This window comes from Streptomyces sp. CBMA29, assembly GCF_014596445.1.
Taxonomy (GTDB): domain Bacteria; phylum Actinomycetota; class Actinomycetes; order Streptomycetales; family Streptomycetaceae; genus Actinacidiphila.
Genome location: NZ_MECL01000212.1, coordinates 1 through 12,401, shown reverse-complemented (window position 1 = coordinate 12,401; position 12,401 = coordinate 1). Strand labels below are relative to the sequence as shown.

Below are 12,401 nucleotides of genomic sequence, written 5' to 3'. Positions count from 1 at the left end.
CAATGTCATCGCCCCGTGCTCTGCCGAATGGCCGAGCTAACGGCCCCGCACCGCAGGAGGAACTCCATGAAGATCACCCGACGGGCCAGCAGACCGGTACAGCTCGGAGTCATGGCCCTGGCAGGAACATGTGCTTTCGCCGCCGTCGCGGGGTGTAGTTCCAGCAGCGGCTCCACCGGCACAGGTGGTACCGGCGGCACCGGCGGCTCGGACGGCAAGGTCACGATCGGCATCGTCGAACTGAACCTGAGCAACCCGTTCTTCGGCACCCTGGAGAAGGCGACCGAGTCCGCCGCGAAGGCCAAGGGCTGGAAGGTCATGAAGGCCGAGGCCAAGGTCCCCGGCGACTCCGCCACCCAGGTGACCGCGATCGAGAACATGATCGCCAACAAGGTCAAGGCCATCGTGCTGGACCCGGCCAACGCGACCGCGCTCAACAGCGTGGTGAAGAAGGCCAGGGACAAGGGCATCCTCGTGATGACCGTCAACTCCAGCCTGTCGCCGCTGAACACGGCGGACGCCACCTTCGCCACCGACAACTTCGCCGCGGGCAAGCTCATCGGTCAGTGGGCCAAGGCGACCGCGCCGCAGGACCCGCACATCGCGATGCTCGACTTCGACCTGTCCGACGGACCGTCCAGCGGACGGCACGACGGCTTCCTCAGCGGCTACGGCATCACCGTCAAGTCGCCGCTCGTGGCGGGCACCGCGCTCACCCAGGGCACCATCGACACCGGGCAGTCGGCGATGGAGAACCTGCTGTCGGCCCACCCGGACATCAACATCGTCTACACGATCAACGAGCCCACGGCGCACGGCGCGTACACCGCGATCAAGAACAAGGGGCTCGCGGGCAAGACGACGCTGGTCTCGGTCGACGGCGCGTGCTCCGGTGTCCAGGACGTGAAGAGCGGCATCATCGGCGCCACCGCCATGCAGTTCCCCAGCAAGATGGGTGAGATGGCCGTCGACGCCGCCGCCGCGTACATCAAGGACGGCACGAAGCCGAAGGCCGGGCTCACCGACTCCGGCACCGTCCTGATCACCGACAAGCCGGTCAAGGGCATCGCGTCCGAGACCTCCGCCTGGGGCCTGGACCACTGCTGGGGCCCGAAGTGACCGGAACGACGACACATGACGCCGACGCGGAAGCTCTGGAGTCGGGGATCACGCGGGGCAGCATGCTCCGCGCCGCCGCGACCAACCAGATCGCGGGACCGCTCGCCGCCCTGATCGTCGCGGTGATCGTCTTCACGCTGTCGACCAGCACCTTCTTCAACTCCGACAACCTGTCGCTGATCGCCCAGCAGTCCGTCGTCGTCGGCACCCTCGCGCTCGGCCAGACCCTGATCATCCTGACGTCGGGCATCGACCTGGCCAATGGCGCGATCATGGTGCTCGGTTCCGTCGTGATCGGCAAGATCGCCGTGCACGACAACCCGGCCCTGGCGCTGCTGGTCGGCCTGGTGGTGTGCGTGGCGGTCGGCGCGGTCAACGGCGCGCTCGTCTCGCTGCTGAGACTGCCACCGTTCATCGTCACCCTCGGCGTGATGTCGGTGATCGCGGCGGCGGCCAGGCTCTACACCTCCTCGCAGACGTACCCGGTCGACTCCGGCCTGCTGACCGGACTCAACAACGGTGTGGCGGTCGGCGGGTTCACGATCACCTACGGCGTCATGCTGTGGATCGGCCTCACCGCCGTCCTGGCCTACGCCCTCAACCAGACCTCGTGGGGCACCCGGGTCTACGCGCTCGGTGACAGCCACAAAGCCGCGGAACTCGCCGGGATCAAGGTCAAGCGCCTGCTCCTCGGGGTGTACGTGGTAGCCGCGGTGGTCTACGTCTTCGCCGCCTGGCAGGCCCTCGGCCGTACCCCGACCGCCGACCCGAGCGGCTACTCGACGGCGAACCTCGACAGCATCACCGCGGTCGTCATCGGCGGCACCAGCCTGTTCGGCGGTCGCGGCGGCGTCATCGGAACGTTCATCGGCGCGCTGATCGTGACGGTCCTTCAGAACGGCCTCACCCAGGCCGGTATCGACTCGCTCTACCAGCAGGTCGCCACCGGTGTCCTGGTGGTCGTCGCGGTCGGCGTCGACCAACTCGTACGAAGGAGGCAGTCCCGATGACGCACTCCGAGTCCCGGCCGGACGGGTCGGCGCCCAGCGTGCTGGAGGGCCGCGGCCTCACCAAGCACTACGGCCACGTCGTCGCCATGGACAACACCGACTTCGACCTGCGGCCCGGCGAGATCCTGGCCGTCATCGGGGACAACGGCGCGGGCAAGTCGACCCTGATCAAATCGCTGACCGGCGCGGTCGTCCCCGGTTCGGGCACCTTGCGGCTGAACGGCGAGGAAGTGCAGTTCCGCAGCCCGCTCGACGCGCGCAGGGCGGGCATCGAGACGGTGTACCAGGAGCTGGGCGTGGCCCCGGCCCTGGACATCTCGCAGAATCTCTACCTCGGCCGGGAGCAGCGCCGTCGCGGCGTACTCGGCACGGTCTTCCGGCAGTTGGACAAGGGCGCCATGCGCCGCGGCTCGGCCCAGCAGATGGCCGACCTGGGCATCCGCGTCCAGTCCATCCGGCAGAAGGTCGAGACGCTGTCCGGCGGGCAGCGGCAGGCCGTCGCGGTGGCGCGCGTCGCCGCGTGGGCGACCCGCGTCGTGGTGATGGACGAACCGACCGCCGCGCTCGGCGTGCGCGAGACGAACCAGGTCCTCGACCTGATCCTCCGCGTCCGCGACAACGGCCTGCCGGTGGTGCTCATCAGCCACAACATGCCGAATGTCTTCGAGGTCGCGGACCGGATCCACATCCACCGGCTGGGGCGGCGTATCGCCCTGGTCGACAAGAACGACACCAGCATGGAAGAAGCCGTCGCCGTCATGACCGGCGCCAAGGCGCCGGACACCCTCGTGGGCGTGGAAGCACCCGCCGGGGACTCCGCCCCGCAGGGCGCGCACGCGGCACCGACGGATCTCTCGAAAGGCGAAAATTGAACCCCCCAGGACCGGCCGCCGACCCCCAGCACAATCCCGGGGCCGACGGCGCGGACTACGACGCCCTCATCGACTCGGCCCGGACGCTGATCACTTCCGGGCAGCGCCGGATCCTCGGTATCACGGGCGCGCCCGGCTCCGGGAAGTCCACTCTCGCCGAAGCCCTGGTGAACGCGCTCGGTGACCAGGCGGTGCTCGTCAGCCTCGACGGCTTCCACCTGGCCAACGCAGAACTGCACCGGCTCGGCCGCCACGCCTCCAAGGGGGCCGCCGACACCTTCGACGCGGCCGGCTACGTCAACCTCCTGCGCCGGCTGCGCGCCCGTGACGAAGAGGTCGTCTACGCCTCGTTCTTCGACCGCGCCATCGAGGAGTCCATAGCCTGCGCGGTGCCCGTCCCCCGTGACATCCCGCTGGTCGTCACCGAGGGCAACTACCTGCTGGTCGACGGGCCCCGGTGGGGAGCCGTACAGCCGCTGCTCGACGCGTGCTGGTACGTCGACCCCGACGAGGACGTGCGGATGGAACGGCTGATCGCCCGGCACATGCGGTACGGCCGGTCGGCGGCGGAGGCGTACGAGCGGTCGCACGGCTCCGACCAGCGCAACGCGGAACTCATTCACGCAACCCGCACCCGCGCGGACCGGATCGTCCGGGTGCCCGACGCGCAGTCAGCGCCGACGTCAACCGAGGAGCAATCGGCATGAGCGTTCTGGACCAGTTCCGGCTGAACGGCAAGGTCGCCGTCGTCACCGGCGGAAATCGCGGTATCGGCAAGGCCATCGCCACCGCGCTGGCGGAAGCGGGCGCGTCCGTCGCCATCGCGGGCCGGGACGAGGCGCGCAACGCCGAGGCCGTCGCCGAACTCACCGCGCTCGGCGCCACCGCGATCTCGACGAGGACCGACGTCACCAGCCGCGCGGACATCGTCGCCATGAACGAGCGGGTCACCGCGGAGCTCGGCCCGGTCGACGTCCTGATCAACAACGCGGGCATCGGCATCCACGGCGAGTCCCTGACCATCGACGACGACAGTTGGGACCGGGTGATGGCCACCAACCTCGACGCGGTCTGGAAGGTCAGCCAGGTCGTCGGGGAGTCGATGGTCGAGCGCGGCACCGGTTCGATCGTCAACGTCGGCTCCATGTCCGGCATGATCGTCAACCGCCCGCAGTGGCACGCCCCCTACGCCGTCTCCAAGGCCGGGGTCCACCACCTGACCAAGTCCCTGGCCGCCGAGTGGGCGCCGAGGTCGGTACGGGTCAACGCGATCGCGCCCGGTTACACGAAGACCGAGATCTCGGACATCGACCTGCCCGAGTACAAGCACTACTGGATCGACGAAGTGCCCATGCAGCGGTACGCGCAGGCGTCGGAGATCGCCCCGGCCGCGCTCTACCTGGCCAGCCCCGCCTCGTCCTTCGTCACCGGCGAGATCCTCGTCATCGACGGCGGCTACACCCTCTGGTGAGCCGGCGGGCCCCGCCCCGCCCGTACCCCCTTTTCGTGTCGAAGGAGCGCTCGTGACGAGCACGTACGTTCAGCATGCCCACATACCCTGGACCGAGGACGACCAGCGGGCCGTGACCACCGCCCGCGTCCTGGCCATGGACGCCGTGCAGGAGGCGGGCCACGGTCACCCCGGCACCGCCGTCAGCCTGGCGCCCGCCGCCCATCTGATATTCCGGCGCTTCCTGCGCCACGACCCCGCGGACCCGCGGTGGCGCGGGCGGGACCGGTTCGTCCTGTCCTGCGGCCACTCCAGCCTCACGCTGTACATCCAGCTCTACCTGGCCGGGTATCCGCTCACGCTGGACGACCTGCGCGCCTACCGGAAGCGCGGCAGCCTCACCCCGGCGCACCCCGAGTGGGGGCACACGCCGGGCGTGGAGACCACGACCGGGCCGCTCGGCCAGGGCATCGCCACCGCGGTCGGCATGGCGATGGGCGCCCGTCGCGAGCGCGGCCTGCTCGACCCCGACGCGCCCGAGGGGACCAGCCCCTTCGACCACCGGGTGTTCGTCCTGTGCTCCGACGGCGACATCCAGGAGGGCATCAGCGCCGAGGCCGGTTCCTTCGCGGGACACCAACGCCTGGGCAACCTCGTCGTCGTCTACGACGACAACAGGATCTCCATCGAGGGCAGCACCGAACTGGCCACGAGCGAGGACGTCGGCGCCCGCTACGAGGCGTACGGATGGCACGTGCGGCGGGTCGGCCTCGCGGCCGACGGCGACATCGACGTGTCCGACCTGTCCCGGGCGCTGGAGGAAGCCGCCGCCGAGACGACGCGGCCGTCGATCATCTTGATGCGCAGCATCATCTCCTGGCCGGTGCCCGGCGCGCAGAACACCGCGAAGTCGCACGGCTCCGCGCTCGGGGCCGACGCGGTCCGGGCGGCGAAGTCCGTCCTCGGCGTGAACCCGGACACCGCCTTCGACGTATCGGCCGACCTCCACGAGCGGTTGACGTCGGCGGCGCGCGCGGTGGGCTCGGCGGCCCGCCGGGAGTGGGACGCGGCGTTCGACGCGTGGGCGCGCGGGAATCCGGACGGGCGGGCGCTGCTCGACCGGCTGACGGCCAAGGGGCTCCCCGCCGCCTTCGAGGACGCGCGTCCTGTCTTCGCGGCGGACACGCGGGTGGCCACGCGGAAGGCGTTCGGGCGGGCGCTGAACGCGGCGGCGGCGGAGCTGCCCGAGCTGTGGGGCGGCTCGTCCGACCTCGGCGAGTCCAACAACACGACGGTGGAGGGCAGTTCGTCCTTCCTTCCGGCGTCGAGCGCGCAGCCCGGCGCCGACCCGGCGGGGCGCACCGTCCACTGGGGAATCCGCGAGCACTTCATGGCCGCCGCGATGAACGGCATCGCGCTGTCGGGCCTCAGCCGTCCCTACGGCGGCACCTTCCTCGTCTTCAGCGACTACATGCGCCCGGCGGTACGGCTCGCCGCGCTGATGAAGCTGCCGACGCTCTACGTGTGGACGCACGACTCCATCGGTCTCGGCGAGGACGGCCCGACCCACCAGCCGGTCGAGCACCTGGCGTCCCTGCGCGCGATACCGGGCCTGGACATCGTGCGGCCCGGTGACGCCAACGAGACGGCCGTCACCCTGTGGAAGGTGCTCGGCGCGGCCGGGTCCGCAGGGCCGACCGGCTTCAGCCTCAGCCGTCAGGACCTGCCGGTCTTCCCCGACGGCACGGACGGTTTCGGCTCGGCCGCCGAGGCGGTCAGGGGCGGTTACGTACGGTACGAGGCGCCCGTCGCCGACCCGTCCGCCGCTCCGTCCGACCCGGACGTCGTCGTCATCGCCACCGGGTCCGAGGTGGAGCTCGCCGTCACCGCGGCGCGGGCGCTGGCCGCGGACGGGATACGGGCGCGCGTCGTGTCGATGCCGTGCCGTGAGTGGTTCGACGCGCAGGACGCGGCGTACCGCGACAGCGTCATCCCCCCGGCCGTACGCCGCCGGATCGCGGTCGAGGCGGGCGTCGGTCAGGGCTGGTACGACCTGATCGGACTCGACGGCCGGTCGATCGGCGTCCAGGAGTTCGGCGCGTCGGCGTCGGCCGCCGAACTCTACGAGCACTTCGGGCTGACGGCGGACGCGGTCGCGTCGGCGGCCCGGGAGCTGATGGGCGGGTAGGAGGACAGCCGGGCCGCCGGTCGGGCCGCGGGGCGCGGGCGTACGCGCGGGTGCAGGCGTACGCGCGGGCGCAGGCGTCGTCGTCCGGCCGTCAGCCGTCGAAGGAGGCGGCCAGGCGGTTGCTCTGCGAGACCGGGAGTTCGCGCTCGATCAGCGGGATGAAGTCGCGCTGTTCGTGGCCGAGGTACTGGTCGATGTCGGCCAGCACACCGTTGACGGTCTGGGCGCGCGTTCCGGCCGGACCCGGCGACGCGATGGAGCCGTCGAGGAGGGCGAGGAGGTACGCGCCCTCCTCGCGGTCGCGCCGGACGGCCTCGGCGACCGGCGGGTGGGACTCCAGCGCGCGCCCCGCCGTGGCGTCCTTGGCGGCGCAGTGCCGGCGGAAGGCGTCGGCAACGGGCCGCAGATCGGCCGGGGCGGTCGTCTCCTTGTTGAACAGCACCTGGATCATGTCGTGCACCGCCGTGCCGGACGCCAGCAGCCGGACGGACACGCCGTGGAACCGGGCCCGGTCGGCGGTGGCGGCCTCGGTCTCCGCGTCCAGGACCGACTGGTTGAACTCCTCGGAGTGGTTCTGGATGTTGTGCGGCCCCTTGGGCCGCTCCCCCAAGCCATGGCCCGCGGTGGCGCCGTCCGTCGCCGGGTCCCACACGGTCGAGCCCTGCCGTCGTGTTGCCTCGTTCATGTCCGGACCTCCTCCGCCGAGGGCGGGCCGCGGCGCGTGAGCCGCGACACGCGGACGAACACCCCGATTGTCCCCCTCTCCCCCATTCTCCGCCCCTCCGCCGCCTTCCCGCCGCCTTCCCGCCGCCCCTCCACCGCCTCTCCATCCGGCCGCGTTCACGGCCACCGGCGGCGCAGGGGCGGCCGTCGTACGAACGTGACGAGATCGACTCGCACAAATATTCGAACACGTGCCAGGATTGCCCCCATGAAGCAGCACGACTTCCCCGCTGATCTCATCGAGGCGCAGCGCGACTGGTACATCACCTACCGCCTGCTCGCCGACGCTCCCGCCGGTACGCAGACCACCGTGCTCCGGCGCCGCCTGCAAAGGCTCTCCGTCCGGATCTCCACCCATCCCTACTGGGCGTCGCTGCCCGGAACGGCTCCGGCCGCCCGGATGGAGCTTAAGCAACTGACCTGGGCCGCCTCCGAGCAGTCCCCCCGGCCGACCGTGTGACCTCGGGCCTAGGGCCTAGGGCCGGGCACGACCGCCTCCGCCGCCCCGGCCGCCCCGGCTCGCCGCACTCGGGCTGGCCCCGCCGCCGGGGCATAATGCAGACAGATCTGTCCGAAAGGTGACGGCCATGGCGACTGCCCGGAGCACCACGAAGCCGTCGGCGCGTGAGCGGCTGCTCGCCGCCGCGGACGAGCTCTTCTACGCCGAGGGCGTACGGAGCGTCGGCATCGACCGCGTCATCGAGCACGCGGGCGTGGCCAAGGCGTCGCTGTACAACACCTTCGGCGGCAAGGAACAGCTCATCCGGGCCTACCTCGACACCCGCCACGCGGGCATCACCGGGCGGATCACCGACGCGGTCGACAGCCGCGACACTCCGTGCGAGCGGCTGCTGGCGATCTTCGAGGCGCAGGGCGCGCTCTTCGGGGAACCGGACTTCCACGGCTGCGCCTTCGTCCAGGCCAGCGCGGAGGCCGGTCCCGGCAGCCTCGTGGAGGAGGCCGCGGACAACTACCGGGCCTGGCTGCGGGAGTTGTTCGCCCGCCTCGCCGGTGAGGCGGGCGCCGCCGACCCGCGGTCGCTGGGCCGCCAGCTCCATCTGCTCTACGACGGCGCCGGGATCTCCGCCCGGATGGACCGCGACCCCTCGGCGGCCGTCGCCGCCCGAGCCGCCGCCTCGGCGCTGATCGCGGCGGGGACCGGTGACGTCGGCCGGACCGGGCCCGCCGTGACGGTGACGAGCGCGCTCGGCTGACGCCCTCCGTACGACCGGCCCCGCAGCGGACAGTCGTGCGGGACCGGGCCGGTCCTAGGGCGGGGCCTAGGACCGGGCCTAGGAATCCTGGTCGTCAGGCCCGGCGCCGGAGCGCTCGCGCAGGATGCTCTCCACGGCCGCCGGATCGTCCGGGGTGATGAAGGGCCGGACGAATTTCCCGGTGTCCAGGACGAGACCTTCCGTCTTGGACAGCCGCCGCGGATCGAGGCTGGCCCAGTACCGGGGGTTCGCGGTCCCCCAGATGCGGCCCTGCCCGCTGAACAGCCCCATCTTCACGCGGGTGACCGTGCGGATCGACGCGTACGGAATCGTCTTCGTGCCCCAGGGGAAGTAGTAGCCGCGGATCCGGAGCGCGTAAGGTGTGCACTCGATCCAGCCGTCCTGGTAGCTCGTGCTCATGTCCCCGCCCTCTCTCGTCATTGCTCGCCTCCCCACGGAGCGGATGATCAATCCCGTCGCGGTCCGCGCGCGGCTCGCGATGTCGGTACAGGTGCGGGTGCCGGTGGCGGTGCCGGTCAGCGGGACGCGATGGCGACGAGTTCGGTCAGGGAGTTGATCCGCCAGTCCGCGGCGGCGGCCACGTCGGGGTCGTCGGCCCACAGGTGGCCCCACGGCCCGCGACGCAGGTGGGCGACGCGCAGTCCGGCGCGCTTCGCGGGGAAGACGTCGTTGCCGGGGTGGTCGCCGACGTACAGGATCTCTTCGGGTTCGGCCCCCGCGACCTCGACGACCTTCGCGTAGAAGCCGGGGCTCGGTTTGGCGACAGCCCATTCCGCGGAGGTGGCGACCAGGTCGAGCGGCAGGTCGAGGCCGCGCAGCAGCTCCCCGACCCGGGCGGTCTGGTTGCCGGCGGCGAGCACCTTGACGCCGGCCTCCCGCAGCCGGGCCAGCGCGGGGCGGACGTCCGGGTACAGATCCGTCTCGTCCAGGTGCTCGCCCCGCCCGGCCGCCTCCCTGGCGGCGTAGGCGGCGGGGATGTCGAGGCCGGGGGTGATCAGCCGCAGCGCGTCGCCGTCGTCGCGCCCTTCGGCGACGACCGCTCCCACCAGGGCCGAGACGGTGTGTGACGGGACGCCGAGCCAGTCGGCCCAGCCCGCCCAGTGCCGCGCGTCGGAAATCAGGGTCTCGCCGATGTCGAACACGATCGTGGTAGTCATCGTCGTCACCCTAGGGCAGCCGCCGCGCCGCCCGGCGCGCCACGACCGGTCCTTCACTCCGTCGTGGCGGCCGTCGGTTCGTGGAGGGACCCGCGAGCGGGCCGACGGCGGCGCGTCTCACCTCACGTCACCTCACACGCGCGCGCTCCCCGCCCGCGGGCGGGGACGGGTGCGGCAGGAGCTGGTCGGCGCGCAGCAGTTGGCCCGGGGTGTGGAGCTGGGCGCGGAGCGCGAAGGTGGCGGGCGCGTCGAGCGGGGCGATGACGGTACGGCCGCCGGGCGCGCGGACGGCGAGCAGCTCCGCCGGGTCGACCTCGTCGGTGTCGAGGAGGTCGGGGCTGTGGCTGGTCGCGATGACCTGGCGGCGGTCGCTGGCGTCCCGCAGCGCGGCCAGCAGCGCACCGGTCGCCGTGGGGTGCAGGGCGGTCTCGGGCTCCTCGACGGCCACCGTGCTGTAGGCGCCGCCCGCGGGGGTGAACAGCGAGGTCAGGACGCCGAGCGCGCGCAGGGTGCCGTCGGAGACGGAGGGCGCGCCGAACCGCCAGGGCGTCTTGGCGCCGGGCACGTCCTGGGTGAACTCCAGGATCTCGCGGCCCGCGCGCGTGCGCCGGGTCACGCCGTGGATGCCCGGCACGATCTGCCGCAGATAGCTCTCGATCCTCGCCTTGTCCTCCCGGCCGCGCGCGCTCCGGCCCAGCCGGTGCAGTACCCCGGCGATGTCGGAGCCGTCGCGCTGGAGGAGTTGACCGGATCCGGGCGTACGCGGCTCGCGCATGGCCTCTGGATTGAGGGTGAACACGCCGATGTCGGCGAGGCCGTCGAGAACGTGCTTGAAGGGCTTGCGGGTGGCGAGGTCGGCGAGCAGCAGACGGTGACGGTCGGCCGCGGGCATGCCGGGCTCGGTGCTGGAGGTCAGCACCCCGTCGTCCACGCGGTAGGCGGCCTCGGCCGGTGCGGCGCCCGCGCCGTCGCGGGCGGTGGCGGCAGGCCGTACGGCGCAGTGCTCACGGACGATACGGAAGCCGCCGCCGCGTACGGCCGCGACCTGGATTCCGTAGCCGCCGTCGCCGTGCGGGCCTCGGAAGTCGAGGTCGACGCAGAAGCGGGTCGGGTGTCCCGCCGACCTGCGGCGGACCTGCGCCACGCCGCCGCGCCGGTCGAGCGCTTCGTCGAGGGAGGTCCGCAGGCCCTCGGAGACCAGGCGCAGGGCGTCGAGGAAATTGCTCTTCCCCGAGCCGTTGGGCCCGATCAGGAAGACGAGCGGGCCGAGCGCCACGTCGGCCTCCGGGATGCTGCGGTACTGCCGCAGCCGGACACGGGTCAGCGAGAAGGAGGTGTCCTGCATGCGGCCAGTCTGTCAGCCGCGCCGCCGTGATCCGCGCCGACCGGGCGGGTCGCACGGTGGCGTGGCGCGGCGGAGGCGTGATCCGGCCATGAAGCGGCGCGTTCCGGGCAGGAGCGCGCTAAGGCCGCACGGGCCAGGGAGCCGCGCGGGCGTGGGTGGTACGGCCGCAGACGTTCACCGAAGGGATCACCGCGTGATCGTGGATTGCGCCATCTACCGGGACGGTCGTCGCGCCAAGACGCCGGACGACCTGTCCGACGCGCTCGCCGAGGCCCGCGCGTCGGGGAACTGCTTCGTCTGGATCGGCATGCACGAGCCGACGACGAGCGAGTTCGACCGGGTCGCCACCGAGTTCGACCTGCATCCGCTGGCGGTCGAGGACGCGCTCAAGGCCCGTCAGCGGCCGAAGATGGAAGCGTACGAGGGGGCGCTGTTCACCGTCGTGCGGCCGTTGCGCTACGACGACGAGGAGAGCCGCATCACGGCCGACGAGCTGATGATCTTCATCGGCGACTCCTTCGTGGTGACGGTGCGGCACGGGGACGCGAAGACGGCCGCCGACGCCCGTTCCCGTATGGAGCGGTCCCCCGAGGTGCTGCGCCACGGTCCGGTGGCCGTGCTCTACGCCATCTGTGACGCGGTCGTGGACGACTACCTGGACATCGCCGCGGAGCTGCAAGTGGATCTGGAGGAGTTGGAGGAGCAGGTCTTCTCCCCCACCGGCGGTGACTCCTCACGGGTGGCGGGCGTCATCTACTCCTTCAAGCGCCAGGTGCTGGAATTCCGCCGGGCCATCAGTCCGCTCTCGGAGCCGATGGCCCGGCTGGCCGGCGGCAACGCGCCGTTCGTGGACGCGCGCACCAAACCGTTCTTCCGCGATGTCGCCGACCACCTGGCGCGTGTCAACGAGGCGGAGGAAGGGCTCGACCGGCTGCTGTCCGACATCCTGGCGGCGCATCTGACGCAGGTGGGTGTGCGGCAGAACGACGACATGCGCAAGATCTCCGCGTGGGCGGCCATGGCGGCGGCCCCGACGATGATCGCCGGGATCTACGGCATGAACTTCGACCACATGCCGGAGCTGCGCCAGATCTGGGGCTATCCGGCGGTGCTCGCCCTGATGGCGTCGGTCGTGACCTTCCTCTACTTCCTGTTCAAGCGGCGCGGCTGGCTCTGAGTCGGGTGCGGGCCGGGCGATACGGGCTCGGCCGCTCGTGGCCCCCGGCCTCGGCCGGTCCTCGCCGCGGTCGGCTTCCCCGACCCCGGCGGGTCTCCCGGCTCCGGCGCCCCGCCGCGGTCAGG

General features: G+C 71.8%; 13 protein-coding genes. 9 read left to right on the top strand and 4 right to left on the bottom strand.

The window, feature by feature from the left end; translation table 11 throughout:
- Positions 1-66 precede the first annotated feature (66 nt).
- From BGM09_RS28305 to tkt, 6 genes are read left to right on the top strand one after another with little or no spacing between them, the layout of a single operon-like run.
- Positions 67-1,119 (top strand): substrate-binding domain-containing protein, encoded by a 1,053-nt coding sequence (locus tag BGM09_RS28305; protein ID WP_188284556.1) that lies wholly within the window; start codon positions 67-69, stop codon positions 1,117-1,119.
- Positions 1,116-2,129: an ABC transporter permease gene (locus BGM09_RS28300; protein ID WP_317452930.1), complete on the top strand. Its 1,014-nt coding sequence runs from the start codon at positions 1,116-1,118 to the stop codon at positions 2,127-2,129. Before BGM09_RS28305 ends, BGM09_RS28300 begins: the two co-directional genes overlap by 4 nt.
- On the top strand, positions 2,126-3,001 hold the full coding sequence (locus tag BGM09_RS28295; RefSeq protein ID WP_188284555.1) for an ATP-binding cassette domain-containing protein: 876 nt from the start codon (positions 2,126-2,128) through the stop codon (positions 2,999-3,001). Before BGM09_RS28300 ends, BGM09_RS28295 begins: the two co-directional genes overlap by 4 nt.
- Positions 2,998-3,708 (top strand): nucleoside/nucleotide kinase family protein, encoded by a 711-nt coding sequence (locus tag BGM09_RS28290; protein WP_188284554.1) that lies wholly within the window; start codon positions 2,998-3,000, stop codon positions 3,706-3,708. The genes BGM09_RS28295 and BGM09_RS28290 overlap by 4 nt, the downstream gene beginning before the upstream one ends.
- Positions 3,705-4,472 carry an SDR family NAD(P)-dependent oxidoreductase gene (locus tag BGM09_RS28285; protein WP_188284553.1) on the top strand — a complete coding sequence of 256 codons (768 nt, stop codon included), beginning with the start codon at positions 3,705-3,707 and terminating at the stop codon, positions 4,470-4,472. The genes BGM09_RS28290 and BGM09_RS28285 overlap by 4 nt, the downstream gene beginning before the upstream one ends.
- Before the next feature lie 52 nt (positions 4,473-4,524).
- Positions 4,525-6,639, top strand: coding sequence for a transketolase (gene tkt, locus BGM09_RS28280; RefSeq protein ID WP_188284552.1), 2,115 nt, complete (start codon positions 4,525-4,527; stop codon positions 6,637-6,639).
- Between the two features lie 91 nt (positions 6,640-6,730).
- On the opposite strand, the gene BGM09_RS28275 is transcribed toward tkt, so the two are convergent.
- Positions 6,731-7,324, bottom strand: a complete 594-nt coding sequence (locus BGM09_RS28275; protein WP_188284551.1) for a hypothetical protein — start codon at positions 7,322-7,324, stop codon at positions 6,731-6,733.
- Positions 7,325-7,570: 246 nt separating this feature from the next.
- Between BGM09_RS28275 and BGM09_RS28270 the strand changes: the two genes are divergently transcribed.
- The gene (locus tag BGM09_RS28270) at positions 7,571-7,822 is read left to right on the top strand and encodes a hypothetical protein (protein WP_188284550.1); all 252 of its coding nucleotides are present in this window, start codon (positions 7,571-7,573) and stop codon (positions 7,820-7,822) included.
- Positions 7,823-7,949: 127 nt separating this feature from the next.
- Positions 7,950-8,576 carry a TetR/AcrR family transcriptional regulator gene (locus BGM09_RS28265; protein WP_188284549.1) on the top strand — a complete coding sequence of 209 codons (627 nt, stop codon included), beginning with the start codon at positions 7,950-7,952 and terminating at the stop codon, positions 8,574-8,576.
- A 78-nt stretch (positions 8,577-8,654) separates the two neighbouring features.
- Here BGM09_RS28265 and BGM09_RS28260 read toward each other — a convergent pair whose 3' ends face one another.
- From BGM09_RS28260 to BGM09_RS28250, 3 genes are all read right to left on the bottom strand, one after another.
- On the bottom strand, positions 8,655-9,017 hold the full coding sequence (locus BGM09_RS28260; protein WP_223187732.1) for a hypothetical protein: 363 nt from the start codon (positions 9,015-9,017) through the stop codon (positions 8,655-8,657).
- A 95-nt stretch (positions 9,018-9,112) separates the two neighbouring features.
- A complete protein-coding gene (locus BGM09_RS28255; protein ID WP_188284548.1) occupies positions 9,113-9,754 on the bottom strand; it encodes an HAD family hydrolase in 642 nt (213 codons plus the stop codon).
- Positions 9,755-9,881: 127 nt separating this feature from the next.
- Positions 9,882-11,099, bottom strand: coding sequence for an AAA family ATPase (locus BGM09_RS28250; protein ID WP_188284547.1), 1,218 nt, complete (start codon positions 11,097-11,099; stop codon positions 9,882-9,884).
- Between the two features lie 193 nt (positions 11,100-11,292).
- Here BGM09_RS28250 and corA point away from each other — a divergent pair, with 193 nt between their 5' ends.
- On the top strand, positions 11,293-12,276 hold the full coding sequence (corA, locus tag BGM09_RS28245) for a magnesium/cobalt transporter CorA (protein ID WP_317452929.1): 984 nt from the start codon (positions 11,293-11,295) through the stop codon (positions 12,274-12,276).
- Positions 12,277-12,401: the final 125 nt, after the last annotated feature.

What these genes read in the sequence shown, in the direction of transcription:
- BGM09_RS28305 (WP_188284556.1), top strand. Translation starts at nt 67, where the DNA reads ATGAAGATCACCCGACGGGCCAGCAGACCGGTACAGCTCGGAGTCATG.
- BGM09_RS28295 (WP_188284555.1), top strand. Translation starts at nt 2,126, where the DNA reads ATGACGCACTCCGAGTCCCGGCCGGACGGGTCGGCGCCCAGCGTGCTG.
- BGM09_RS28285 (WP_188284553.1), top strand. Translation starts at nt 3,705, where the DNA reads ATGAGCGTTCTGGACCAGTTCCGGCTGAACGGCAAGGTCGCCGTCGTC.
- BGM09_RS28275 (WP_188284551.1), bottom strand. Translation starts at nt 7,324, where the DNA reads ATGAACGAGGCAACACGACGGCAGGGCTCGACCGTGTGGGACCCGGCG.
- BGM09_RS28270 (WP_188284550.1), top strand. Translation starts at nt 7,571, where the DNA reads ATGAAGCAGCACGACTTCCCCGCTGATCTCATCGAGGCGCAGCGCGAC.
- BGM09_RS28265 (WP_188284549.1), top strand. Translation starts at nt 7,950, where the DNA reads ATGGCGACTGCCCGGAGCACCACGAAGCCGTCGGCGCGTGAGCGGCTG.
- BGM09_RS28260 (WP_223187732.1), bottom strand. Translation starts at nt 9,017, where the DNA reads ATGACGAGAGAGGGCGGGGACATGAGCACGAGCTACCAGGACGGCTGG.
- BGM09_RS28255 (WP_188284548.1), bottom strand. Translation starts at nt 9,754, where the DNA reads ATGACTACCACGATCGTGTTCGACATCGGCGAGACCCTGATTTCCGAC.
- BGM09_RS28250 (WP_188284547.1), bottom strand. Translation starts at nt 11,099, where the DNA reads ATGCAGGACACCTCCTTCTCGCTGACCCGTGTCCGGCTGCGGCAGTAC.